This window comes from Amycolatopsis sp. NPDC114505 (genome assembly GCF_055633615.1).
In genome coordinates, this window is the sequence record NZ_JBVKDV010000001.1 from 3,477,573 (window position 1) to 3,502,193 (window position 24,621).

22 protein-coding genes are annotated in these 24,621 nt (G+C 71.3%); 8 read left to right on the plus strand and 14 right to left on the minus strand.

Translation table 11 applies throughout. From position 1 onward, the window contains the following. Nucleotides 1-8 precede the first annotated feature (8 nt). Nucleotides 9-374 (plus strand): VOC family protein, encoded by a 366-nt coding sequence (locus tag ACZ7OU_RS17220; RefSeq protein ID WP_470240976.1) that lies wholly within the window; start codon nt 9-11, stop codon nt 372-374. Here the strand turns inward: ACZ7OU_RS17220 and ACZ7OU_RS17225 are convergent. The 4 genes from ACZ7OU_RS17225 to ACZ7OU_RS17240 are packed head-to-tail and all read right to left on the minus strand — an operon-like array spanning nt 358 to nt 3,464. Continuing rightward, nucleotides 358-1,059 carry a helix-turn-helix transcriptional regulator gene (locus ACZ7OU_RS17225; protein ID WP_470240975.1) on the minus strand — a complete coding sequence of 234 codons (702 nt, stop codon included), beginning with the start codon at nt 1,057-1,059 and terminating at the stop codon, nt 358-360. The genes ACZ7OU_RS17220 and ACZ7OU_RS17225 overlap by 17 nt on opposite strands. 32 nt (nt 1,060-1,091) lie before the next feature. Next, nucleotides 1,092-1,811 carry an adenosylcobinamide-GDP ribazoletransferase gene (locus ACZ7OU_RS17230; protein ID WP_470255952.1) on the minus strand — a complete coding sequence of 240 codons (720 nt, stop codon included), beginning with the start codon at nt 1,809-1,811 and terminating at the stop codon, nt 1,092-1,094. A 23-nt stretch (nt 1,812-1,834) separates the two neighbouring features. Further along, entirely contained in the window at nt 1,835-2,848 is a 1,014-nt protein-coding gene (gene cobT / locus ACZ7OU_RS17235; protein WP_470255734.1) for a nicotinate-nucleotide--dimethylbenzimidazole phosphoribosyltransferase, read from the minus strand. Between the two features lie 13 nt (nt 2,849-2,861). Continuing rightward, nucleotides 2,862-3,464 carry a bifunctional adenosylcobinamide kinase/adenosylcobinamide-phosphate guanylyltransferase gene (locus ACZ7OU_RS17240; RefSeq protein ID WP_470240973.1) on the minus strand — a complete coding sequence of 201 codons (603 nt, stop codon included), beginning with the start codon at nt 3,462-3,464 and terminating at the stop codon, nt 2,862-2,864. A 36-nt stretch (nt 3,465-3,500) separates the two neighbouring features. On the opposite strand from ACZ7OU_RS17240, the gene ACZ7OU_RS17245 reads away from it, so the two are divergent. Both ACZ7OU_RS17245 and ACZ7OU_RS17250 read left to right on the plus strand, forming a co-directional pair. Next, the gene (locus tag ACZ7OU_RS17245; RefSeq protein ID WP_470255735.1) at nt 3,501-4,433 is read left to right on the plus strand and encodes a cobalamin biosynthesis protein; all 933 of its coding nucleotides are present in this window, start codon (nt 3,501-3,503) and stop codon (nt 4,431-4,433) included. Continuing rightward, a complete protein-coding gene (locus tag ACZ7OU_RS17250) occupies nt 4,430-5,911 on the plus strand; it encodes a cobyric acid synthase (RefSeq protein WP_470255736.1) in 1,482 nt (493 codons plus the stop codon). Before ACZ7OU_RS17245 ends, ACZ7OU_RS17250 begins: the two co-directional genes overlap by 4 nt. Here the strand turns inward: ACZ7OU_RS17250 and ACZ7OU_RS17255 are convergent. Genes ACZ7OU_RS17255 through ACZ7OU_RS17265 form a run of 3 tightly spaced genes read right to left on the minus strand, consistent with a single transcriptional unit; the run spans nt 5,908 to nt 7,571 of the window. Further along, the gene (locus tag ACZ7OU_RS17255; protein ID WP_470255737.1) at nt 5,908-6,534 is read right to left on the minus strand and encodes a DUF4190 domain-containing protein; all 627 of its coding nucleotides are present in this window, start codon (nt 6,532-6,534) and stop codon (nt 5,908-5,910) included. The genes ACZ7OU_RS17250 and ACZ7OU_RS17255 overlap by 4 nt on opposite strands. A gap of 53 nt (nt 6,535-6,587) precedes the next feature. Continuing rightward, nucleotides 6,588-7,343 (minus strand): CbtA family protein, encoded by a 756-nt coding sequence (locus ACZ7OU_RS17260; RefSeq protein ID WP_470255738.1) that lies wholly within the window; start codon nt 7,341-7,343, stop codon nt 6,588-6,590. Between the two features lie 18 nt (nt 7,344-7,361). Beyond that, nucleotides 7,362-7,571: a CbtB domain-containing protein gene (locus tag ACZ7OU_RS17265; RefSeq protein ID WP_470240968.1), complete on the minus strand. Its 210-nt coding sequence runs from the start codon at nt 7,569-7,571 to the stop codon at nt 7,362-7,364. A 196-nt stretch (nt 7,572-7,767) separates the two neighbouring features. Here ACZ7OU_RS17265 and ACZ7OU_RS17270 point away from each other — a divergent pair, with 196 nt between their 5' ends. Continuing rightward, complete coding sequence (locus tag ACZ7OU_RS17270; protein WP_470255953.1) at nt 7,768-8,667, plus strand: ROK family protein; 900 nt, start codon at nt 7,768-7,770, stop codon at nt 8,665-8,667. 16 nt (nt 8,668-8,683) lie between these two features. On the opposite strand, the gene ACZ7OU_RS17275 is transcribed toward ACZ7OU_RS17270, so the two are convergent. Continuing rightward, on the minus strand, nt 8,684-10,081 hold the full coding sequence (locus tag ACZ7OU_RS17275) for a Dyp-type peroxidase (protein ID WP_470255739.1): 1,398 nt from the start codon (nt 10,079-10,081) through the stop codon (nt 8,684-8,686). 303 nt (nt 10,082-10,384) lie between these two features. Here ACZ7OU_RS17275 and ACZ7OU_RS17280 point away from each other — a divergent pair, with 303 nt between their 5' ends. Continuing rightward, nucleotides 10,385-11,263, plus strand: a complete 879-nt coding sequence (locus tag ACZ7OU_RS17280) for a hypothetical protein (protein ID WP_470255740.1) — start codon at nt 10,385-10,387, stop codon at nt 11,261-11,263. A 10-nt stretch (nt 11,264-11,273) separates the two neighbouring features. On the opposite strand, the gene ACZ7OU_RS17285 is transcribed toward ACZ7OU_RS17280, so the two are convergent. Beyond that, nucleotides 11,274-11,846 carry a TetR/AcrR family transcriptional regulator gene (locus ACZ7OU_RS17285; RefSeq protein ID WP_470255741.1) on the minus strand — a complete coding sequence of 191 codons (573 nt, stop codon included), beginning with the start codon at nt 11,844-11,846 and terminating at the stop codon, nt 11,274-11,276. An 81-nt stretch (nt 11,847-11,927) separates the two neighbouring features. Here ACZ7OU_RS17285 and ACZ7OU_RS17290 point away from each other — a divergent pair, with 81 nt between their 5' ends. Then, a complete protein-coding gene (locus ACZ7OU_RS17290; protein WP_470255742.1) occupies nt 11,928-12,800 on the plus strand; it encodes an SDR family oxidoreductase in 873 nt (290 codons plus the stop codon). Nucleotides 12,801-12,857: 57 nt separating this feature from the next. Here the strand turns inward: ACZ7OU_RS17290 and ACZ7OU_RS17295 are convergent, their stop codons facing one another. Together ACZ7OU_RS17295 and gltB are read right to left on the minus strand one after the other, a co-directional pair. Continuing rightward, complete coding sequence (locus ACZ7OU_RS17295; RefSeq protein ID WP_470255743.1) at nt 12,858-14,309, minus strand: glutamate synthase subunit beta; 1,452 nt, start codon at nt 14,307-14,309, stop codon at nt 12,858-12,860. A gap of 65 nt (nt 14,310-14,374) precedes the next feature. Then, nucleotides 14,375-18,946 carry a glutamate synthase large subunit gene (gene gltB / locus ACZ7OU_RS17300; protein WP_470255744.1) on the minus strand — a complete coding sequence of 1,524 codons (4,572 nt, stop codon included), beginning with the start codon at nt 18,944-18,946 and terminating at the stop codon, nt 14,375-14,377. 541 nt (nt 18,947-19,487) lie between these two features. Here gltB and ACZ7OU_RS17305 point away from each other — a divergent pair. Both ACZ7OU_RS17305 and ACZ7OU_RS17310 read left to right on the plus strand, forming a co-directional pair. Further along, nucleotides 19,488-20,120 carry a YigZ family protein gene (locus ACZ7OU_RS17305; protein WP_470240961.1) on the plus strand — a complete coding sequence of 211 codons (633 nt, stop codon included), beginning with the start codon at nt 19,488-19,490 and terminating at the stop codon, nt 20,118-20,120. A 217-nt stretch (nt 20,121-20,337) separates the two neighbouring features. After that, nucleotides 20,338-23,049: a GH92 family glycosyl hydrolase gene (locus tag ACZ7OU_RS17310; RefSeq protein ID WP_470255745.1), complete on the plus strand. Its 2,712-nt coding sequence runs from the start codon at nt 20,338-20,340 to the stop codon at nt 23,047-23,049. 42 nt (nt 23,050-23,091) lie between these two features. Here the strand turns inward: ACZ7OU_RS17310 and ACZ7OU_RS17315 are convergent, their stop codons facing one another. From ACZ7OU_RS17315 to ACZ7OU_RS17325, 3 genes are all read right to left on the minus strand, one after another. Beyond that, a complete protein-coding gene (locus ACZ7OU_RS17315) occupies nt 23,092-23,661 on the minus strand; it encodes a GNAT family N-acetyltransferase (RefSeq protein ID WP_470255746.1) in 570 nt (189 codons plus the stop codon). Between the two features lie 40 nt (nt 23,662-23,701). Continuing rightward, complete coding sequence (locus ACZ7OU_RS17320) at nt 23,702-23,959, minus strand: hypothetical protein (RefSeq protein ID WP_470240958.1); 258 nt, start codon at nt 23,957-23,959, stop codon at nt 23,702-23,704. Between the two features lie 122 nt (nt 23,960-24,081). After that, a complete protein-coding gene (locus ACZ7OU_RS17325; protein ID WP_470242370.1) occupies nt 24,082-24,543 on the minus strand; it encodes an Lrp/AsnC family transcriptional regulator in 462 nt (153 codons plus the stop codon). Nucleotides 24,544-24,621: the final 78 nt, after the last annotated feature.

Below are 24,621 nucleotides of genomic sequence, written 5' to 3' on the forward strand. Positions count from 1 at the left end.
GGAACGACATGCCCCGATTCAACGACGTCGCCTGGTTCGAGATCGGTGCGGCCGACCCGGCGGCCGCCGAGCGGTTCTACGGCGAGGTCTTCGGCTGGGCCGTCGCGCAGGACGACTCGGCCAGCACCGACGCCGCCTACCGGGTCATCGACACCGGTGGTTCGCGCGGCGGGCTCTTCGCGACCAAGGGGGAAATGCCCGATTACGCGGTGTTCACCGTGCTCGTCGAGGACGTGGCGGCCGCATGCCGCCGGGTCGAAGAAGCCGGCGGGAAGGTGCAGCGGCCGCCGGCGGTGAACCCCGTCGGGGTGACCTTCGCGCACCTGCTCGACCCGGCGGGCAACCACTTCTCGGTGTTCACTCCGCCAAACTGAGCTGCGCGACGACGCCGTACGGGATGTCGAGGTCCTCGCGCCGCAGCGGGCGGGGCGGGGGTACCTCGGCGGTGACCGAGACCGACGTGATCCGGTCGACGCGGAAGGCGCGGATCTCTTCGCGCAGCCGGCACCACGCCACCAGGTACCAGTGCTCCGGCTTGCCGACGTAGCCCAGCGGCTCGATGTCCCGCCGCGTCTCGGCGCCCGCGCGGTCGCCGTAGCCGATGCGCAGGACGCGGCGGGTGACGAGCGCGTCGGCCAGCACGCGGGGGATCGGGGGCAGGTCGGCGTCGTCGGTGAGGAAGTGGACGCGGGTGGCCAGCGCTTCGGCCGCGGCGACGTCGTCCTCCTGCATCGCGGCGACGAGCTTGCGCAGCGCCGAGCCCGCTTCGGTGCGGAACGGCGTGCCCGCCAGCCGTTTGAGCGCCATGGCCATGGCGACGGCCTCGCCGGGTGTCAGGTTGACCGGCGGCAGGGTGCGCGCCTTGTCGAGGCAGTACCCGCCGGTGCGGCCGGGCTCGGCGTAGATGGGCGTGCCGGACTGCTGCAGCGCGCTGATGTCGCGCTCGACGGTGCGGGTGCTGACCTCGAACCGGTTCGCGAGCCAGCGCGCGCTGCGGGGCCGCGGCGCGACGGCCCGGAGTTCTTCGACGAGGGCGTAGAGACGATCGGTCCGGTTCACGGCCTGGACCTTAGGCGTGGGGTACGACGTTTTCAGGCGAGGGCGAGCAGCGAGGCGGCGACGGCGACCTCGACCCCGGCGCCGAGGACGTCACCGGTGACACCCCCGAGGCGCTTGGTGCACCTGACGAGCAGGGCCGCGGCGACGACGTAGGCGACGACCACGGCGAGCGTCCCTCGCCACCAGGCCAGCCCGGGGATCAGGGCACTCGCCCCGGCGGCGGCCACGGCGATCGCGGCGGCGACGGTCCTCGGGACAGAGCCGGCGACGGTGGCACCGAGCCCTTCGGGCCGCGCGGACGGCACTCCGCGCGCGCAGGACATGGAGAGCGTGCAGCGCCCGATGAGCACCCCCGCGACGACGGCGGCGACGGGATGGTGGGCTTGGCTGAGCGCACCGACCTGGACGAGCAGGACGAAGACGAGCGTCGCGACGCCGGTCGGGCCCGAGTCGCCGCGGCGCATGACGTCGAGGGCCTTGGCGCGGTCGTAGGAGGCGCCGAGGCCGTCGGCGGTGTCGGCGAGCCCGTCGAGGTGCAGGCCCCGGCTCCCGAGCGCGACGGCCCCGAGGGCAACCGCCGCGACGGCGATCCTCGGCAGGCCGAGAGCATCCCCACCGGCGACGACGAGCCCGGCGGCCGCGGCGAGGGGGAGGGCGGCGAGCGGAGCGAGCATCATGGCCCCGCCGGCAACCCGCCGATCGATGACGCGGGGCGCCGGGACGGGCACGGTGGTGAGCGTCCCGACGGCCATCCGCACGGAGTCGGCCCAGCGGCTCAAGCCAGGTCCGCCAGCAGGCCCATGTCGGCGATGATCGCCCGCGCCGCCCGGAGCGTCGGGACTGCCTGCACCGCGCCGCTCCCTTCACCCAACCGCAGCCCGAAGTCCAAGATCGGCTCCAACCCCAGCGCCTTCAACGCGAACGCCTGGGACGGCTCCGTCGAGCGGTGCCCGGCCAGCCACCACCGCTCCGCCCCCGGCGCGATGTCCCGCGCGACCAGCGCCGCCGCGCCCGAGAACACCCCGTCCAGCAGCACCGGGATCCGCAGCAACGCCGCCTCGACCAGGAACCCCGCCGTCGCCGCGACGCACGCGCTGCCCAGCGCCGTCAACCGGGAGAACGGCTCCTCCACCCGGCCCGATGTCCGCGTCAACGCCGCCGCGACCGCCTCCGTCTTGCGGTCCAGGCCCGCCGCGTCGACGCCCGTTCCCGTGCCGACCACCTCGGCCGCCGGGAGACCGAGCGAGGCCGCCACCAGTGCAGCGCACATCGCCGTGTTGCCGATCCCCATGTCGCCCGGGATCAGCACGTCCGCGTCGCCCTCCTCGCGCGCGATCGCCCGGCCCGCTTCGAACGCCGCCCGTGCCTCGCCCGGCTCCAGTGCGTCCTCGACGTCGATCGAGCCCGAGCCGCGGCGGATCTTGTGCGCCGTGACGTCGGCCGGGACGTCCGCGCCGTCCCAGTCGACGCCCAGGTCGGCCACCCGGACCTTCGCTCCGACCTGCGCCGCCAGGACGTTCACGCCGCTCTTGCCGGCCAGGAACACCCGCACCATCGCCGCGGTCACCTCGCGCGGGTACGCCGACAGCGCCGACACGCCGTGGTCGCCCGCGAAGACCACCACCCGGACGTCGTCCAGGGGGCGCGGCGGCACGCTCCCGTGCGCCGCGGCCAGCCACGCGGCGATCTCCTCCAGCCTGCCGAGCGCGCCGAGCGGCTTGACCAGGCCGTCGAGCCGCTCGAGCGCGGCGGTGCGAGCGGCGGGGTCGGGGACGGGAACGTCGAACACGGGCGCCTCCTGGCTACAGGTCGAGCGCCCGGCCCGCGACGACCAGCACGACCCGGTCGGCGTCGGCGGACACCCGGTTGTTCAGTGCGCCCAGCACATCACGGAACAGCCGTCCGGACGACGTTGCGGGCACCACACCGCTGCCGACCTCGTTGCTGACCGCGACCACCGGCACCCGCGCCGCGGCCCAGGCGGCGAGGAAGTCCTCGAGCCGGTCGTCCAGCCGGTGCTCCCAGCCCGGCTTCTCCCGCCACGCGCCGACGTCGTCCAGCACGCGCGACAGCCAGGTGCCGAGGCAGTCGATCAGCAGCGGCTCGGTCGCCTTGCGGAGGGTGCCCGCCAGGTCCGTGGTCTCGACGGTCTTCCAGTGCGACGGCCGCCGTGCCTGGTGCGCGGCCACCCGCGCGGCCCACTCGGGGTCGTCGTCGCTCGCGGGAAGGCCGGGCGCGACGTAGACGAGGTGCGGGTGGCGGGCGACGAGGCGTTCGGCGTGCCGCGACTTCCCCGAGCGGACGCCACCGAGGACCAGCACCTTGCCGTCGTCGCGTCCGTACCGGCGGAGCGCCTTCGCGAGGTTCTCGAGATAGCCGGCGAGCCGGTGGGTCAGCTTGGTCATACCCGGCATTGTGGTGCACGCGCTACCGTGCGCCACGTGCCACTCCGTCTAGGGACAACCGCTGCCGGACTCGTTACCGGATATGCCGCCGACACCCTGTTCGGCGACCCCCGACGGGGGCACCCGGTGGCGATCTTCGGTTCGGCGGCCGCGCGCCTCGAACGCGTCCTGTGGGCGGACTCGAAGCCACGCGGAGCCGTGTACACGGGGTTGTGCTCCTTCGGCGCTCTCGGCCTCGGCGTCGCGCTTCAGACGGCGACGCGGCGACGTCCCTTCGCGCGCTTCGCGCTCACTGCCGCGTGTACGTGGGCAGTACTCGGTGGACGCGGCCTCGCCGCCGAAGGCGCCGAAATGGCCCGCCTGCTCGAAGCGGGCGAAGTGCCTTCGGCGCGTCAGCGGCTCTCGCACCTCTGCGCGCGCGACGCGACGACGCTCGACTCCGCCGAGCTGACCCGCGCGGCGACCGAGTCGATCGCCGAGAACACCTCGGACGCCGTGGTCGCGCCGCTGTTCTGGGGCGCGGTCGCCGGGATGCCGGGGCTGCTGGGCTACCGCGCGCTCAACACGCTCGACGCGATGGTCGGGTACCGGTCACCGCGGTACCGGAACTTCGGCTGGGCCGCGGCGCGTGCCGACGACGTGGTCAACCTGGCGCCGTCGCGGGTCGGAGCAGCGCTCACGGCGTTGTGCGCGCCGCTCGCGGGAGGGCGCGCGGGGGGTGCGTGGCGGGTCTGGCGCCGCGACGGCGGGCAGCACCCGAGCCCGAACGCGGGCCAGGTGGAGGCGGCGTTCGCGGGGGCGCTGGACATCCGGCTCGGCGGGACCAACAGCTACGGCGGCGAGGTCGAGAGCCGCGCCCGCCTCGGCGAAGGACGCGACCCGGAGCCGGTCGACCTGCGCCGGGCGGTGCGGTTGTCGCGGCTGGTGGGTCTGGCCGCGGTCGTGGCCGCCGCCGGGGTGGCCCGGTGAGCGGCCTCCTCATCGCCGGGACGACGTCCGATGCCGGCAAGAGCCTCGTCACCGCCGGGGTCTGTCGCTGGCTCGCCCGCCAGGGCGTCCGCGTCGCGCCGTTCAAAGCCCAGAACATGTCCAACAACTCCATGGTCTGCGCCGACGGTGCCGAGATCGGGCGCGCGCAGTGGCTGCAGGCGCGCGCGGCCCGGGTCGAGCCCGAGGCCGCCATGAACCCCGTTCTGCTCAAGCCCGGCAGCGATCGGCGCAGTCATGTCGTCGCGCTCGGGAAGCCCTTCGGGACCCTCGAAGCCGGTGAGTACGCCACCGGGCGCGCCGGGCTCGCCGAGATCGCCTTCGCGGCCTACGAGGACCTCAGCTCCCGCTACGACGTCGTCGTCTGCGAAGGCGCCGGCAGTCCCGCCGAGATCAACCTGCGCGGCGGCGACTACGTCAACCTGGGGCTCGCGCGGCGGTTCGGGCTGCCCGTGCTCGTCGTCGGCGACATCGACCGCGGCGGCGTCCTGGCCGCCATGTTCGGCACCCTCGCCCTGCTCTCCGCCGAGGACCAGGCGCTCGTCGCGGGCTGGGTCGTCAACAAGTTCCGCGGCGACGTCGGCCTGCTGCGCCCCGGCCTGGACAGCCTCGAGAAGGTCACCGGCCGGCCGGTGCTGGGCGTGCTGCCGTGGCTCGACCGCGTCTGGATCGACTCCGAGGACGCCCTCGCCGCCGCCGGCTGGCGCCGCGAGGCCCACGGCCGCGGGCTGCGGGTGGCCGTTGTGCGCTTCCCGCGCGCGTCCAACGCCACCGACGTCGACGCCCTCGCCGCCGAACCCGGCGTCACCGTGACGCTGACGGCCGACCCCGACACCGTCGCGGCGGCGGACGTCGTCGTGCTGCCCGGGTCGCGCGCCACCGTGGACGACCTGGCCTGGCTGCGCGGCCGCGGTCTCGACACGGCCCTGGCGGCCCGGGCGACGTCCGGAAAGCCGATCCTCGGCATCTGCGGCGGTTACCAGATGCTCGCCGAGTCCATTGTGGACGACGTCGAGTCCGGTGCCGGCGAGGTGTCGGGACTCGGCCTGCTGCCGGCGCGGGTCCTGTTCGCCGGGGAGAAGGTGCTCGCCCGCCCGTCGGGGAGCTGGCGGGGAAACCCCGTCGACGCGTACGAGATCCACCACGGCTCGGTGACACTGTCCGCGCCCCAGGAGTCCTTTTTGGACGGCACGCGCGCGGGCGCGGTCTGGGGCACGATGTGGCACGGCGCCTTCGAGAACGACGCCTTCCGCCGCGCGTGGCTCACGGAAGCGGCGGCCCAGGCCGGGGTCGGGTGGACCCCGGCGGCGGACGCTCCCGGCTTCGCCGACCTGCGCGAGGAGATGCTGGAGAAGCTGGCCGACGCCGTCGGCGAGCACCTGGACACCGCGGCGCTGCGCACCCTGCTGGACCTGGGCGCGCCGAAGGGCCTGCCGTTCGTCCCGCCCGGCGCGCCCTAGCGGGGCACGGACGCGGTGAGCTTTCCGCTGACCTGACGCAGGGTGCAGACCGCCTCCCGGGCCCCGGTGCTCCAGGACGACTCGGTCGGGACGTGCGCGGCGAACTCGATGCTGGGCGGCGGGGTGCCTTCGGTGAAGAACGCGGCCGCCGCGATCCGGCACAAGGCCAGCGCCGGCTCCTGCAGCTTGGTGAGCCCCGGGTAGGTCTCGTACCCGTTGCCGACGTCGACCCGCGCGGCGATCTGCTCGTCGTGCGGCACGTCGCAGGCGACCCGGACCACCTGCGTGGCGTTCGCTTCGGAGTCCAGGCAGTCGCCGATCGTCATGGCGTCGATGTAGTCCGGGGCGGCCGTCGGGTGCTGCGGCGTGATCGCCACCAGGCCGACGCCGATCCAGAGCACGCTGAGCACCAGCCCGGCGACCGCCAGGCCGGTGCCGTCCCGGCCGTTGCGGCTGAGCCGGATCAAGGCGCGGGTCCCGAAGCCGAGGGCGAGCGGGACCAGCCCGAGCAGCCCCATGACGAACGCCGTGATCGCGAACCCGTCGGTCCCGGGGGACTCGACGGGTCCGCGGACCGTCGTCTGGGTGTGGCTGGACAGCGTCGAGCGCGTCTCGTCGAACAAGGTTCCCCCTCCGGAATCCCCCGACCCGGCGGGGAAATCCTAAGGGACCGGGATCACGCTCCGGCGACGGCCACGGCTTTCTTGGTGAGCGCCTTCTCCGCGAAGGCGCCGAAGGCCAGGCCCAGCGCCAGCCACAGCACCACCTGGGTGCCGACCGAAGCCGTGCGGAAGTCCCAGAGGGTCGAGGCCGGGAAGTCCGCCGGGACCTCGTCGACCGCCGGCATCAGCCAGGCCACCACGCCGATCACGACGAGGTAGCCCGCCGCGGCCAGGAGGAAGCCGTTCCAAGCGCCGAAGCGGTCCGCGAGCTTGCGGCCGAACACCGTCGCGAAGATGCCGACCAGCAGCGACACCGCGACGAACCCGAAGTACAGCTCGGTGCGCGAGCCGATCGTGCCCGCCTGGCCCACCGCGGGCGGGTTCGCCGGGTACTTCAGGAACGGGACCAGGAACACGACGGCGAAGGCGCCGCCGGTGAGCAGCAACGCCGTCACGCGGGGGCGGAGGGTGCCGAGGCGGCCCTGGGCGAACGCGAAGGCGAGCGAGAGCAGGCCGCCGATCGCGAGGCCGTAGACGACGACGCCGGTGAGCAGCCCGACCGTGCTCTGGATGTCCCGCGGGACGAGCTCTTCCTCGTGTTCTTCGGCGGGCCCGGCGCCCGCATCGTGGGAATGGGCGTGGCCGCCGGACTCCTCGAGCCCGATGGCGGTGTTCACCGACGGCTCACCGAAGGCGTAGGCGAACCCGAACGCGAGCACACCGGCGATCAGGCCCGCGAGCATGCCGCGGACCAGCAGGGTCTTCATCATGGGAGGTCGTGCCGCCGATCAGTGGCAGGGGAAGGCCAGCAGGTGCCGGCCGTCGTGCACGAACTCGTGGACGTACATGTTCGCGAAGATCGAGGTGGCGCCCTGCTCGGCGCTGACGAAGTACACCGCGATCAGGGCGAGGAGCACCACGAACACCGCCCACGGCACGATCTCACGGATCGGGATGCGGATCGGGAGCGGTACGGCGGGAGCTGCCGTGTGGGACATGAGCGTGGCCTCCTCGGGCTTTCGCGGCCTCATCGGGGACTGCACGAAGGGATCCGGGTCTGGCTTCCCCCTCGCGGGGGTCACAGTGGCGCGACCGCGCGGACTTGCACCGCGTTCCGGAATCTCCTCGTCTGGCCGGTTGAGCGTAGGTCCGCCGTTTGGGCCGCGTCAATGTGACAATGCCGCGGTGACTCGAATGGTGGCGGCCCTCGATGTGGGCGGGACGACGATCAAGGCGGCGCTGCTGGACGAGCAGCTCGAGCCCAGGGCGACGCTGCGCGCGGAGACGGCGCGCAGCGCGGACGGGACGGCGCTGGCCGCCCAGGTGGTGGACATCGTGGCCGCGTTGTCCTCGCAGGCCGGTACCGGGACGCCGGACGCGGTCGGCGTCGTCGTGCCCGGCATCGTGGACGAGGAGACCCGCGTCTGCCACTTCTCGGCCAACCTCGACTGGCGCGAGGTCCCCTTCGGCGAGCTGCTCGAAGGGCGGCTGGGGCTGCCGGTGGCGTTCGGGCACGACGTCACCGCGGGCGGCGTCGCCGAGTTCCGCGTGGGCGCGGGACAGGGCGCGACGAACGCGGCGTTCATCCCGGTCGGCACCGGGATCGCGGCCGCGCTGCTGCTCGACGGCCGCATCCACCGCGCCCACGGGCAGGCGGGCGAGGTCGGCCACATCGACGTCGGCCACCCCGGCAAGTGCGGCTGCGGCGCGATCGGCTGCCTGGAGGCGATCTCGTCGGCGGCAGCGATCGCCCGCCGCTACACCGAACGCACGGGCCGCGCGGCCGACGGCGCTCGCGAGGTCGTCGAGCTGGCTCGGCACGGCGACGAGGTCGCGGTGGCGGTGGTCCAGGACGCTTTGGACGGGCTCGGGCACGGGATCCGGACGTTGCTGACGCTGCTGGGGCCGGAGGTGATCATCCTCGGAGGTGGGTTGTTCACGGCGGCGGACTACGTGCTGGAGCCGGTGCGGGAGTGGCTGGCCGCGCACCTGACGTTCCAGCGGATGCCGGAGCTGCGGATCGCGAAGCTGGGCGACGAGGCCGGGCGGCTGGGAGCGGGGTTGCTGGCCTTGGATCTGCTCGGCCCCGCCTGACCTCGCCGCGCCCGGGTCAGAGCGCCCGCAGGAAGGCCAGTGACGGCATGAAGAAGTACTCACCGCCCCGCAAGGTCACCGACTGCGGCACCGGGTCGGCCGTGCGTTGCGCCGACCCGCCCCACTCGACCGTGTAGTCCGACGTGCCGCGCTCGCCCTGGCCGATCACCGGGTCCAGCCCCGGTGTGACGCCGTCGACGATCGGGAAGCCCGGGTTGTCCGCCCAGACCGCCTGCGTGAACTCGAACTGGTTGCCCAGTACCGCGTTGAACGCCATGAACAGCAGCCCGACCCCGCCGCTCGGCCGCGCCGACGGCGGGACGTCGGCGTTCGGGTCGTCCGGCCGTTCGCCGTAGGTGACGCCCCGGCGCGCCATCAGGTGCAGGCGCTCGCCGGCCGGTTCCTCGGCGCCGCCGGATCCGCGCGGGTTCGTCTTGCGGATGTGCGCCTGGAACGGGCACTTCAGCGCCGCGCGGTCGCTGTCGTAGGTGAAGTTGTTCGACACCGGGCTTTCCGCGCCGTCTTCGCGCTGCGTGGTGAGCGGGGTGCCGTCCTCGAACCGGCCGATGATCATCGCGCCCGCGCGCTCCCGGTCGTCGCCGGACAGGCCGAGCGTGTCGGCCAGGTCCGCCTCCGCCTGCTTGAACCGCCGCACGTTCTGTTCGAGCTTGCGGAAGACGAAGTAGCTGCCGAAGTGCACGGCCGGATCGGGGGCCGCGGTGTCCGGCACCAGCACCTGGGACAGCGGCGCCGCCGGGTTCCACACGTTGATGCCGTCGGTGTTGTTCTTCTCCGCGTCGACGTCCTCGGTGAGGAACAGCGGCTGGCTCCGGCCGTCGACGTACCCGAAGTGCTCGATGCCCTCGCCCCGCGCGTTGACGCGGCCGAGGCCGGTCTCCTCCGCGAGCACGGCGACGGAGTCCGGCAGCAGGTCCAGGATCTCGTTGCGCCGCGCGGTCATCGCCTTGTCCGTGGCGTCGCCGACGAGCACGACGGCGTGGATTTCCCCGTGGTAGCCCGGATCGAACGTCGAGCGCGGCGGGTCGTTCAGCTTCCGCCGCGTCGCCGGTGCCGCCATCCCTCGCAGGAATGCCTCGTCCTGCGGGAAGTTCTCGACGCCGAGAGCGTTGTAGCCGGCCGCCGTGAGCCCCACCCCGACGTACGGCGTGCCGGCCGCGTCGCCGCCCTTGAAGGCGCCGACTTCGTCGAGGTGTGCCTTGGCGGACTTCATCTTCCCGGTGACCGAGACCAGGAACGCCCGCGCCTCCGCGGCGTCGCCGAAAGCCAGCAATAGTACGGAAAGGTGGTCGCGGACGTGGGCCTTGAGGATGTTCGGCTGCAGTTCGCCGAGCATCACCTCGGCGTCCCCGGTCGCGGTGGTCCAGGACAGCGTGGTGGACAGGTCGACACTCATTGCGGGCTCCCCTCCCGTGTGGATGACGCAGGGGCGCACGACCGGCCGAAGCTCCCCCCGTCGGCCGTGCCCCCTGAAACCCAGGTTGCCGACACCGCGACGTCGCGTGCCACCGAAACCGGGGCATTCACACGAAAGATTAAGTTGAGCGTCGAAGCGGATCGGGGGACACCGGGGCGGTGAATCACTTTTTGCACGCCCTCCGTGTCCGCCGCTACCGGTCATTTCCGCGACAGTTCGCGGGAGCCGGTAGCGGAATTCCCGCGGCCGCCGACATCCGCCCCGAGAACGCTGGAGGCGGAGATGAACCAGGGAAGAATTCGGGTGGCCGTGCTGGTCGGCGCCGTCGCCATCGGGGTGCTCGGGCTCGCGGGGTGTGCCACCGGACCGGTCGACCGCCGGGCGTTGTGCACCGGTTTCGACGAGCTGGGAAACGACCTGATGTCGGCGAACGGCTTTTTCGACAACGCCGTTTTCTCCAGTGCCGGCGATCTGGCCGACCTGGCCGATCGGTACCAGGGCGGCGGGCTGAGCGCCGACGCGTCCGCGCTGGAGCGGATCTCCGATTCCGACTCGACGAACGGCTTCGAGCTGGACCGGGCCACGGCCGGGACGGCGAGGGTCTGCGGACACGAGCTCGGCATGGGCACGACGAGCTACGCGGACTCCGGCGGCACCGGGACGAGTGGCGGCGGGTACGGGAGCTACGGCGCCTACCCGTACGCGGCGCCCACGACGTCCGTGCCCTCCACCGAGCCGCCGGTGACCACCACGACCTCGGCGCCCGACCCGGTGTCCGACGAGACGTCCGCCCGCTCCACGCTCCAGCGGCAGGTGGACACGGACCGGGCGCGGGTGGAATCCGTGGCGGACCAGTGGGTTCCGCAGCTGTCGTCGAAGAGCTACGGCCTGGTCGCGGACGGGACGACATACGACTACCGAGCGATCTGGGCCGACTTCACGTCGACCCGGCAGGCGTACCCGTCGGCGCTGCTGCTCTGGTCCGGCGACTACGCGAGCTACACGAAGGGCGACTTCTGGGTCACGGTGGCGAGCACGACGTTCCCCACCGGCGCGGCCGCGAACGCCTGGTGCGTCGCCGAGCACCTCGATGCCGACCACTGCTTCGCCAAGCTCGTTTCGCACAGCCACGGCCCCAAGGGCAGCACTCTGCCCCGCTGAACCACCCGCCTCAGCCGAGCTTGGCCGTCGCCTCGACGAGTTCCGCCAGCGCCGCCCGGGCCTCCTCGCCGAAGGTGCGTTCGTTCGACGGCGCCACCCAGCGCGCGAACCCCGTCGTGAACGCCAGCCCGCCGATCTCGGCGGCCAGGCTCGCCGCCGGGTCCGGCACGCCGCGCGCCCGCAGCGCGTCGGCCATCGCGGCCCGGAGCTTCGCCCGCTTGAGCAGCTCGCGTTCCCGGAGGTCGGTGTGGTCCGCGACCACCGCCTGGACCTTGCGCGCGAACTCGCGGTGGTCCGGGCCGAACGCCGTCTCCGTGGCCGTCAGCGCCGCCGAGATCGCCTCGATCGGGGTCGCCGACGCCGGGGCCGCGGCGATCGCCTCCGCGAACGTGCGGCTCAGGATGTCCTGGCCGGCGAACAGCACTTCGCGCTTGTCGGCGAAGTGCCGGAAGAACGTCCGCTTGGTCAGCCCGGCGCGCTCGGTGATCTCCGCGACCGTCACCTCGTCGTAGCCGCGCTCGGCGAACGACTCCACCGCGGCGCGCACCAGCCGCTCGCGTGCGTTCGGTTCCCAGCGGCTCATGCCTCCAGCTTAAGCGATGACACCCGGTGTCGTCATACGTGCTAGCGTGATGGCACCAGGTGTCATCACAGGGAGGTTCTCATGCGTGTCTTCGTCACCGGAGCGAACGGCTGGATCGCCTCGGCCCTCGTGCCCGAACTGCTCGCGGCCGGCCACCAGGTCGTCGGCCTCGCCCGATCGGAGGCCGCCGCGGCGACCGTCGAGGAAAGGGGCGCCGAGGTGCTCCGCGGCGACCTCGGCGACCTCGAAACGCTCAAAGCCGGCGCCGACAACGCCGACGGCGTCGTCCACCTCGCCTTCGGCCACGACTTCGGCCGGATGGACGCCGCGATCCGCACCGACGCGGCCGCCGTCGAGGCCATGACGGCCGTGCTCGAAGGCAAGCCGTTCATCGCCGCGTCGGGGACGCCGTGGGTGGCCGGGCGCGTCGCGACCGAGCGGGACGACCCGGCGGGCTTCGGGCCGGTGGCGGGCCGGATGGACAACGCCCGTGCCGTCGTGAAGACGGCGGACCGCGGGGTCCGCGCGTCGGTCGTCCGGCTGCCGCGGACGGTGCACGGCGAGGGGGACGCCCACGGGCTCATCGCGCGGCTGGTGCTCGCGGGCCGGGAGCGGGGCATCGCGGCCTACGTCGGGGACGGGACGGCCCGCTGGCCGGCCGTGCACGTCGTGGACGCGGGCCACCTGTTCCGCCTGGCGCTGGAGCAGGCGCCCGCGGGTTCGGTGCTGCACGCGGTGGGCGACGAGGGCGTGGCGATCCGCGACGTCGCGGAGGTGGTCGGCCGCCGGCTCGGGCTCCCGGTCACGTCCGTCGAGGCCGAGGAGCTCGGCTTCCTCGGCGCGCTCCTGGGGATCGACCAGCCGGCTTCCAGCGAGGAGACCCAGGAACTGCTCGGCTGGCAGCCGACGCACCCGGGACTGCTGGACGACCTCGAAAAGGGTTACTACGGCTGAGCAGTGGGACAGCGCCGGCGGAGGTGGCGACAGTGACACCTCCGCCGGCGCCGGGTCTTACGCGATCGGCCGGTCCGTCGGCGCGATCGGCCGGGGCAGCACCTCGCGCCCGGTCAGGTAGGCGTCCACGCCGGCCGCGGCGCTGCGGCCCTCCGCGATCGCCCAGACGATCAGGGACTGGCCGCGGCCCATGTCACCGGCCACGAACACGTTGTCCAGGCTCGTCTTGAACGCCTTGCCGCGGGCCACGTTGCCACGCGGGTCCAGCTCGACGCCCAGGTCCTCGATCAGGCCCTTCTTCTGCGGCCCGAGGAAGCCCATCGCCAGCAGGACGAGCTGGGCCGGCAGCTCGCGCTCGGAGCCCTCGACCGGGACGAACTTGCCGCCCTCGTTGCGTACCTCGACCAGCTTCAGAGCGCGCACGCGGCCGGCGTCGTCGCCGAGGAACTCCTGCGTGTTCACCGCGTACATCCGCTCGCCGCCCTCTTCGTGCGCCGAGGACACCCGGTAGATCATCGGGTACGTCGGCCACGGGTGGGCGTCCGAACGGGCCTCCGGCGGCTTGGGCATGATCTCGAGCTGCGTCACCGACCGAGCGCCCTGGCGGTGCGACGTCCCGACGCAGTCCGCGCCGGTGTCACCGCCGCCGATCACGACGACATCCAAGCCCGAAGCGGAGTACGGGGACTCGGAGAGGTCACCGGAAGCGACCCGGTTGGCCGGCGGCAGGAACTCCATGGCCTGGTGGATGCCGTCGAGCTCGCGGCCGGTGATCGGCAGGTCGCGCCAGTCGGTGGCCCCGCCGGCGAGCACCACCGCGTCGTAGGACGACTGGAGCTCGGCCGCGGTGATGTCGACGCCGACGTTCACCGAGGTCCGGAACTCCGTGCCCTCGGCCTCCATCTGCGCCAGGCGCCGGTCGAGACGGGACTTCTCCATCTTGAACTCGGGGATGCCGTAGCGCAGCAGCCCGCCGATCTTGTCGGCCCGCTCGAGGACCACGACGCTGTGGCCCGCGCGCGTGAGCTGCTGCGCCGCGGCGAGTCCCGACGGGCCGGACCCGACGACCGCGACCTTCTTGCCGGTCTTCGCGGTGGGCGGCTGCGGCGTGATCCAGCCCTCTTCGAAGGCGCGGTCGACGATGGAGATCTCGACGCGCTTGATCGTCACCGGGTCGTCGTTGATCCCGAGCACGCACGCGGTCTCGCACGGCGCCGGGCACAGCGTGCCGGTGAACTCCGGGAAGTTGTTGGTCGCGTGCAGCCGTTCGATGGCCTGCTGCCAGTCCTCCCGCCACACCAGCGTGTTCCACTCCGGGATGAGGTTCCCGAGCGGGCAGCCCTGGTGGCAGAACGGGATGCCGCAGTCCATGCAGCGGCCGGCCTGCTTCTCCAGCTTCGTGGACGCGAAGTCCTCGTAGACCTCTCGCCAGTCCATCAGCCGCAGGCCGACCGGACGCCGCTTCGGCTCTTCGCGGGTGGTGGTCAGAAAGCCCTTGGGGTCAGCCATGTGCGGCCTCCGTTTCTTGCGGGACACCCGCACCCGGTCGGCACTCATGACTGGCTGCGCGATTATCAGCCATGAGCTGCCTCCATGATCGCCTCGTTCACGTCGCGCCCGTCCCGCTCGGCCTGCACCTGGGCGGCGAGCACGCGCTTGTAGTCCTTCGGCATGACCTTCCCGAAGCGGTCGACGCCCGCGTCCCAGTCGGCCAGCAGTTCCCGCGCGACCGCGGACTCGGTTTCGTCGTAGTGCTTTTCCAGCGTCTCGCGCAGGAAGTCCGCGTCCTCGGAGTCGAGCGGGTCGAGGTCGACCATCTCCGGGTTGACGCGGTGCGCGGGCAGGTCCAGCACGTAGGCGATGCCGCCGGACATGCCGGCCGCGAAGTTGCGCCCGATCCCGCCCAGCACGACCATCCGGCCGCCGGTCATGTACTCGCCGGCGTGGTCCCCGACGCCTTCGACGACGGCCAGCGCGCCCGAGTTGCGCACGCAGAACCGCTCGCCGACCTTGCCGCGGATGAAGATCTCGCCGCTGGTCGCGCCGTAGGCGATGACGTTCCCGGCGATGATGTGGTCCTCGGCGGCGATCCGCGCGTCCGTCGACGGGCGTACGATCAGCCGCCCGCCGGAGAGGCCCTTGCCGACGTAGTCGTTGCCGTCGCCGTAGAGCCGCAGCGTGATGCCCTTCGGCACGAACGCGCCGAACGACTGGCCGGCGGTCCCGGTGAAGGTGACGTCGATGGTGTCGTCGGGCAGGCCCTCACCGCCCCACCGCCGGGTCAGCTCCGAGCCGAGCATCGTGCCGACGGTCCGGTTCACGTTGCGGACGGGCAGCTCCAGCCGCACCTTGTCGCCGGAGTTCAACGCGCCTTCGGCGAGCTGGATCAGCGTGTTGTCCAGTGCCTTCTCGAGCCCGTGGTCCTGCTGCGTCTGCTGGAGCCGCAGCCCGGCCGGCGCCATCTCGGGCACGTGGAAGATCGGCGACAGGTCGAGCCCGGCCGCCTTCCAGTGGTCGACGGCCTTGCGCTTGTCGAGGAACTCCGCGTGCCCGACGGCCTCGGCGATCGACCGGAAGCCCAGCTCCGCCAGGTACTCGCGCACTTCCTGGGCGATGAACTCGAAGAAGTTGACGACGTACTCGGCCTTGCCGCTGAACTTCTCGCGCAGCTTCGGGTTCTGCGTCGCGACCCCCACCGGGCACGTGTCGAGGTGGCAGACGCGCATCATGATGCAGCCCGACACCACCAGCGGCGCGGTCGCGAAGCCGAACTCCTCGGCGCCGAGCAGCGCCGCGACGATCACGTCACGGCCGGTCTTGAGCTGGCCGTCGGTCTGCACGACGATCCGGTCGCGCAGCCGGTTGGCCAGCAGCGTCTGCTGCGTCTCGGCCAGGCCGAGCTCCCACGGGCCGCCCGCGTGCTTGATGGACGACAGCGGCGACGCGCCCGTCCCGCCGTCGTGGCCCGAGATGAGCACGACGTCGGCGTGGGCCTTCGAGACACCCGCCGCGACCGTGCCGACGCCGACCTCGGACACCAGCTTCACGTGGATGCGGGCCTTCGGGTTGGCGTTCTTCAGGTCGTGGATCAGCTGGGCGAGGTCCTCGATCGAGTAGATGTCGTGGTGCGGCGGCGGCGAAATCAATCCCACGCCCGGCGTCGAGAACCGCGTCTTCGCGATCCACGGGTACACCTTCGCGCCGGGCAGCTGCCCACCCTCGCCGGGCTTCGCGCCCTGCGCCATCTTGATCTGGATGTCGTCGGCGTTGACGAGGTACTCGCTGGTGACGCCGAACCGGCCGGACGCGACCTGCTTGACCGCTGAGCGACGCTCCGGGTCGTACAGCCGCTCCGCGTCTTCGCCGCCCTCACCGGTGTTGGACTTCCCGCCGAGGCGGTTCATCGCGATGGCGAGGGTCTGGTGCATCTCCATCGAGATCGAGCCGTAGGAGATGGCACCGGTGGCGAACCGCTTGACGATCTCGGAGACCGGCTCGACCTCGTCGATCGGCACCGGCGCGCGCTTGCCGTACTTGAAGTCGAACAGCCCGCGCAGCGTCAGCAGCTTCTCGGACTGGTCGTCGACGGCCTTCGTGTACTCCTTGAAGACGTCGTACTTCCCGGACCGCGTGGAGTGCTGGAGCTTGAACACCGTCTGCGGGTTGAACAGGTGCGGCTCGCCTTCGCGGCGCCACTGGTAGTCCGCGCCGGTCTCCAGCTCGCGGTGGGCGGGGCGGACGCCGTCGGCCGGGAACGCGTAGGCGTGGCGCTTCGCGACCTCGTCGGCGAGGGTGTCGAAGCCGACGCCGCCGAGGCGGGACGTCGTGCCGGTGAAGCAGTTTTCGACGACCTCTTCGCCGAGGCCGACCGCCTCGAAGATCTGCGCGCCGGTGTAGGACGCGACGGTCGAGACGCCCATCTTGGACATCGTCTTGCGGACGCCCTTGCCGAGTGCCTTGATCAGGTTGTACGTCGCCTGCTTCGGCGTCACGCCCGGGATCAGGCCCTGGTGGGCCATCTCCTCGACGGTCGCCATCGCCAGGTACGGGTTCACCGCGGCGACGCCGTAGCCGATGAGCAGGGCGATGTGGTGCACCTCGCGCGCGTCGCCGGCCTCGACGATGAGGCCGACCTGCGTGCGCGTCTTCTCGCGGACGAGGTGGTGGTGCACCGCGCCGGTGAGCAGCAGCGAGGGGATCGGCGCGTGGTTCTCGTCGACGCCGCGGTCGGACAGCACGATCAGCCGTGCGCCGTCCTCGATCGCCTCCGACACCTCGGCGCGGATCTCGTCGAGCCGCTGGATCAGCGCCTCGCCGCCGCCGTGGACGTTGTAGCGGCCGAGCACCGTGACGGCCTGGAACTCCGGCAGGTCGCCGTCGTCGTTGACGTGCACGAGCTTGGCGAGCTGGTCGTTGTCGAGCACCGGGAACGGCAGCGCGATCCGGCGGCACGACGCCGCGTTGCCGACGAGCAGGTTCGGCTCGGCGCCGATCTGGGTGCCGAGCGCGGTGACGAGCTCCTCGCGGATGGCGTCCAGCGGCGGGTTGGTCACCTGGGCGAACAGCTGGATGAAGTAGTCGAAGATCAGCCGCGACCGGCTGGACAGCGTCGCGATCGGCGAGTCGTTGCCCATCGAGCCGATCGGCTCCGCGCCGGTGCGGGCCATCGGCTCGAGGATCGCTTCGAGCTCTTCCTCGGTGTACCCGAACGCCTGCTGACGGCGGACGAGCGCGGCGTGCAGCGGCACTTCGCGGTCGCGCTCGGGCAGGTCGTCGAGCTGCACCAGGCCGGCCTCGACCCACTCGTCGTACGGGTGCGCGGTGGCCAGCTCGGTCTTGACCTCGTCGTCCTCGACGATCCGGCCCTCGGCGGTGTCCACGAGGAACATCCGGCCGGGCTCGAGGCGGCCCTTGCGCACGATCGTCGCCGGGTCGATGTCGAGCACGCCGACCTCGGAGGCGAGCACGACGAGGCCGTCGTCGGTCACCCAGTACCGCCCGGGGCGCAGGCCGTTGCGGTCCAGGACCGCCCCGATCTGGCTGCCGTCGGTGAAGGCGACGAGCGCCGGGCCGTCCCACGGCTCCATCAGCGTCGAGTGGAACTCGTAGAAGGCGCGTCGCGCCGGGTCCATTTCCTGGTGGTTCTCCCAGGCTTCCGGGATCATCATGAGAACCGCGTGGGGCAGCGAACGGCCGCCGAGGTGCAGCAGCTCCAGCACCTCGTCGAAGCTCGCCGAGTCGCTGGCGCCGCGCGTGATCACCGGGTAGATCCGCTTGAGGTCGCCCGGCACCAGGTCGGTTTCGAGGAGGGCTTCGCGGGCGTCCATCCAGTTGCGGTTGCCGCGCAAGGTGTTGATCTCGCCGTTGTGCGCGACGTACCGGTACGGGTGCGCGAGCGGCCACGACGGGAAGGTGTTGGTGGAGAAGCGGGAGTGCACGAGGCCGATGGCGCTGGTGACGCGCTCGTCGGTCAGGTCGGCGAAGAACCGCTCGACCTGGCCCTCGGTCAGCATTCCTTTGTAGACGATCGTCCGCGACGAAAGGCTGGGGAAGTAGACGTCGTCCTCGACGAGCTCGTGCTCGGCGCGCTTGCGCACGCAGAACGCGCTGCGCTCGATGTGCAGCGGGTCGGAGTGCTCCGGCTTCGGGCGGCGCGCGGTGAGGAACAGCTGCGTGAAGTGCGGCATGGTCTCGGCCGCGGTCGGCCCGCAGTGCTCGGTGTGCACCGGCAGCTCGCGCCAGCCGAGGACGCGCATGTCCTCTTCGGCCGCGATGCGCTCGATGGTCGTCATGGCCCGGCCGCGGCGCTTTTCGTCCTGCGGCAGGAAAGCCGTGCCGACGGCGTAGGTGCCCGGCTCGGGGAGCTCGAAGTCCACGACGTCGCGGTAGAACTCGTCGGGGACCTGGATCAGCAGCCCGGCGCCGTCGCCGGTGTCCGGTTCGGCGCCCCGCGCCCCGCGGTGTTCCAGGTTGCGCAACGCGACCAGGGCCTTCGCGACGATCGCATGATCTCGGCGGCCGGTCAGGTCGGCGACGAAGGCGACACCGCAGGCGTCGTGTTCGTAGTCGCTGCGGTAGAGGCCCTCGGCCTCGGCGTTGCTGAGCTGCTGCCCCGTGGTGGACAGGGAACGGGCACGGTGGGTCACGGCTGGCCGCCTCCCAAGGCGTTGGCGCGACCGGTACTCACTCCATCGTGTGGTTCGAGCTGAACCGGTTAACGAAGTGGTCCGGTACCGCGATGGTCAGTCGAGAACAGTTGCTGTTGTCGGCGTTGTCGAAGTGCAAGATGCCGCGAGGTACCGGCCGAGCGGCGATGCTCGGGAACCGGACGTGGGTCATCTGGGAGGCCGCACAACACTGGGCAGCCGAACATGTCGGTCCTGCGTGCGCGCACGGGCAGACCACTGTGGTGGGGGTCGGCTCGAGCGCGCGGTGTTACTCCCGGGTTCGCCGGGTCTTATGACGATAGTGTGAATTCGCTGTTATCGACATACGTCGTTGTCCCCGGGTGGGAAATGCCACGCTTACGTTGACGGGCCCCAGGGTAGTCCCATATGCCGGGCTGTTCCTCCCGAGTATCGGAAGATAGTGGCCTTGACCTGCGGAAACGTCTGTCTTAAGTGGTCTGGGGCACGTGTCGCGGCACCCGTGCGGGGTGGCAAGCTGAGTGCATGGCGGACTTGCCCGATGACTGATCGTTATCTCTCCGTGGCTCGTGAAGGGGTCCACGAGATCGAGATCAAGCGCTCGCGGTTCCTGTGCGCGCTGGCCCCGGTGACGTCGGAAGAGGCCGCGCGCGAGTTCATCGCGGGCCGCCGGAAGGCGGAACCGGGCGCGCGGCACCACTGTCACGCCTTCGTTTTGGGGCCGGATGGGCGAACCCGGCGGTCCAGTGACGACGGTGAGCCGGCGGGTACCGCGGGCACGCCGATGCTGGAGGTGCTCCGCCGCCGGGAGCTGACGGACACGGTCGCGGTGGTGACGCGCTACTTCGGCGGCGTGCTGCTCGGGGCGGGCGGGTTGATCCGCGCGTACGGTCAGTCCGTTTCGGACGCACTGGAAGTGGTTGGTGTACTAGAACACCGGCGTCTCAGGCTCGTCGAGGTGGCGGTGAGTTACGACCGCGCGGGCCGGCTGGAGAACGATCTGAGGGAGTCGCCGTACTTGATCCACGCGACCCGCTTCGACGCTCTCGCGCGTTTCGAGATCGGGCTGGCGCCGGGGGAGTGGCCGGCGTTCGAGAGCCGGCTCGCGGACCTGACGAACGGCGAAGCCTCGACGACCGAACTCGGCGAGACCTGGGTGGTCCACCGCCGCTGAGTGGTCCGGTCGCCGAACCGGTTGGCGCACAACGGACTTTCGGTGCTTCCGCGACAGGGTTCCGCCGTGGCACCATGTCGTGCCACCGAGTTCCGGTACCACTTCGATCGCCACAACGTCGTCGGCGCGGCTCGTCCCACGTTGACAACGTTGTCAGAAACGCTTGTCCGACAACGTTGTCGCCCGGCGGAAGCGTGCGACAAGGAGGGAAGGTTCCATGTCCGGACCACTCGCCAGACGGCTGCGCGGGGCGGCGCTCGCCGCGATCATCGCGGCCGGAGGGCTCGTCGCACTGCCCACCGCACCCGCCGGCGCGGCGACGCTGGCCCTTACGCAGTACGTGAATCCCTTCATCGGCACCGACAACAGCAACTCCCCGAACCCGGTGCCCGGCGGCGCCGGCGGCAGCACGTACCCGGGTGCGGCCGTGCCGTTCGGGATGACGCAGTTCAGCCCGGACACCCCGACCGGGTCGCCGTCCGGCTACCGCTACAGCGACACCAGCATCGAGGAGTTCAGCCTCACCCACTTCAACGGGGCGGGCTGCCCCAACAACGAAGACCTCGGCCTGCTGCCGATCACCGGTGCGATCGGCACCTCGCCGGGCACCGGCTGGACGGGTTACGCCGGCCGCTACACGAAAGCGAACGAGTCGGCCGCGCCCGGCTACTACAAGAACAAGCTCGACAACTACAACACGACCGTCGAACTGTCGGCCACCCAGCGGTCCGGCTTCATGAAGCTGACCTACCCCAACACGACGTCCGCGCGGCTGCTGGTCAACCCGGGCCGCAGCGCGACGGGCAACCGCAACGGATCGATCAGCATCAGCGGCAGCCAGCTCACCGGCTCGGCGACCGGCGGCGGCTTCTGCGGCTCGTCGAAGACGTACCAGATCTTCTACGTCATCCAGTTCGACCGCGCGCCCAGCGGCTTCGGCACCTGGCTCGGCGGCACGGTCTCGAACGGGTCCGCGAGCACCAGCGGCGCGAACGCCGGCGGCTACGTCACCTTCGACACCTCGTCGAACACCACCGTGCAGGCGAAGGTCGGCATCTCGTTCGTCAGCCTGGCCAACGCGCAGGCGAACCTCGCCGCCGAGAACCCCGGCTTCGACTTCGCCGGGACCCGCGCGGCGGCCGACACGAGCTGGAACACGATCCTCAACCGCGTCCAGGTGACCGGGGGCGCGGCCGCGGACCTGCAGAAGTTCTACACGGCGCTGTACCACGTGTTCCAGAACCCGAACATCGCCAGCGACACCAACGGCCAGTACCGCGGGTTCGACCAGGCGATCCACACGGCGTCGCACACCGTCTACCAGAACTACTCCGGCTGGGACATCTACCGCTCGTGGGCCGCGCTGATCGGGCTGGTCGCGCCGGCGGAAGCCAGTGACATAGCCAAGTCCATGGTGCTCGACGGCCAGCAGGGCGGCCTGCTGCCCAAGTGGTCGCACAACAACAACGAGCACTTCGTGATGACCGGTGACCCCGGGCCGATCGTCGTCGGCAGCATGTACGCCTTCGGCGTCCGCGGATTCGACACGGCGGCGGCGCTGACGCTGATGGACAAGAGCTCCAACGGCGGCACCGCGCAGGGCGGCTCGATCCGCGGCCGCCAGTCCGGGTACGTCAGCCGGCACTACGTCACCGAGGACCCGTCGGACTCGCTCGAGTACTCGGCGTCGGACTTCGCGGTGGCGCAGTTCGCGAAGGCCGTCGGCGACACCACGAAGTACAACACGTACATGCAGCGCGCCCAGTGGTGGCAGAACGTCTTCGGCCCCGACTCCGGCTACATCCAGCCGCGCGGCAGCACCGGCACGTGGGCCTGGCCGGTCGTGCCGTCGAGCAACAGCGGCTACACCGAAGGCAACCCGTCGCAGTACACGTGGATGGTGCCCTACAACTACCAGGGCCTGATCAACCTGATGGGCGGCCCGAAGACCGCCGTCCAGCGGCTCGACCACCACTTCACCCAGCTCAACGGCGGCCTGACCCAGCCGTACTTCTACATCGGCAACGAGCCCGAGCACGGCGTGCCGTGGGCGTACAACTACGCCGCCCACCCGCAGGGCACCAGCTCGGCGGTGCGGCGCGTGATGAACGAGTCGTTCACCACCGGCGCGGGCGGCGAGCCCGGCAACGACGACCTCGGCGCGACGTCGGCGTGGTACGTCTTCGCCGCGCTGGGCATGTACCCGGCGACCCCGGGCGCGGACGTCCTCGCCCTGCACGGCCCGCTGTTCCCGTCCGTCTCGATCATCCGCCCGAGCGGCACGATCCAGATCAACGGAAGCGGCGCGGGCCAGGGATCGCAGTACGTGCAGAGCCTCAGCGTCAACGGCGTTGCGACGACCAAGTCGTGGATCCGCTACGGCGACATCGCGGGTGCGTCGACGCTGAACTACACGATGGGCTCGTCGGCGAGCGCGTGGGGCACGAACGCCTCCGACGTCCCGCCGTCGTACAACGACGGGTTCACGCCGCCGGCCACCGCGCCGGACCTCGGCACGAACCTGGCCCAGGGCAAGGCGGCCACGGGCTCGGCGGCGTGCGCGTCGTCCGAGAGCGCCGACAAGGCCGTCGACGGCAGCCTGGCGAACAACAGCAAGTTCTGCTCCACCGCGGCCACGAAGTTCCTCCAGGTGGACCTCGGGTCGGCGCAGAACGTGTCGTCGTTCGTGGTGAAGCACGCCGGCCTCGGCGGTGAGACGACCGGCTGGAACACCGGCGCGTTCACGATCCAGACGTCGACCGACGGTTCGACCTGGACGACGGTCGCGTCCGTGACCGGTTCGAGGGCCAGCCGCACGTACAGCCCGATCACGACCCGATCGGCCCGGTACGTGAAGCTGAACCTCACCACCCCGGCCAACGACGGCAACGGCGCGGCGCGGATCTACGAGTTCGAGGTCTACCGCTGACCCACCGGTCGTGAGTGGGAAACAGGGTTAGAACACTGTTTCTCACTCACGACCGGCCGCGGCAGCCCACTCTTCGCGGGTGATCGCGTACTCGACCTCGCCGTGCTCCGAACCCGGGGCCGGGTCGTGGAAGTCCTCGAAGTACGTGCGGACGAACGTCATCCCCAGTTTCTCCATCACGCGGCGCGACGCCTTGTTCACCACCATGGTCGCCGCCGTCACGCGGCGGACGCCCAGTTCGGTGAAGCCCTTGGCGAGCAGCGCCGCCGAGCCTTCGGTCCCGTAGCCCTTGCCCCAGGCCCGCTGGTGCAGCCGGTACCCCAGCTCCGGCTCGTCCGGGGGATCGTGCGGGCGCGGGCGGAAATGGAACCACCCCAGAAAATCGCCGGTGTTCTTCTCGATCGCCGCCCAGAACCCGTAACCGGGGAAACGCTCGTAGTAACCGAGGAACGCGGGGAGATCCAGCGTGACGATCTCGGTGCGGTCCGCCGGCCGGCCCCCATTGAGGTACTTCATCACGGCCGGGTCGTCATAGAGCGCGAAGAGCGAGTCGGCGTCGTTCTCGGTGAACCGGCGCAAGATCAGCCGCTCGGTTTCGAGGAATACGTGCATCAGGTGATGCTGTCAGTGACCCCAGAGTGTGGCAAAACAATTACGCGGCGATGGCGAAGACCTCGCCCAGCGCCAGTGAGCCGGCCTCGGTCAGCACGGCGGGCACGCGGGTGCCGCACTTGCCGGGGCGGGCGGGTGCGATCAGGCCGAGCCGGGCCAGCCGGTGCACGGTGGACTGGTCGCAGCAGCTCAGGCCGTCGATGAACAGGTCGGGCTCGCAGCTGCAGCTGATCTCGGCGTGGCCCCCGGCCACGGCTCTCAATGTGGCCCGCTCCCGGTGGTTCAGTTCCGTTGTCATGGCGGTGCCTCCTTCCCGTCGTGCTCATTAGACCGCCCGACACCGACATTTTCCGCCTTTGAGGGTGCGAACCCGGGTATTTCAGGGGAACACTTAGGGGTGGCGTGTCGTCCACACCAGGGTTACCCCGGTGGGAGGGGTTCAAGCGTCGTCTTCCGGAGGTGCCGGAAAACGATCGACGTCCGGAAGCCGACGATCTCGCGGCGCAACGCCAGCCGGTCGGCGAGGAAAGCGTGCAGCCCGTCGATGTCCGGTGTCGTCACTTCGATCAGGAAATCGTCACTCCCCGCGGTCACGTAGACCGAAAGCACCTCCGGCAGGTCCGAGATCGAGCGCTGGAACTCGTCGATGACCGCCCGGCTCAACGGTCGCACCTGCGCCGCGATGAGCGCCCGGACGCCGCGGTTGAGGCTCGCCAGGTCGATGTCGGCGTGGTAGCCGCGGATGACGCCCCGCTCCCGCAGCAGCCGGACGCGTTCGAGGCACGTCGAGGGCGCGATGCCGACCTTCCGGGCGATGTCCCGGTTGGTCTGCCGGGCGTCCTCCTGCAGGTGGCGCACGATCGCCGAATCAAGTTCGTCCAGCACGGGGCCCTCCTCGGTTCCACCGAATTTAGTTCGGCGGACAGTCATCAGCGTCGATGTTCACCCTAACTTCGGTCG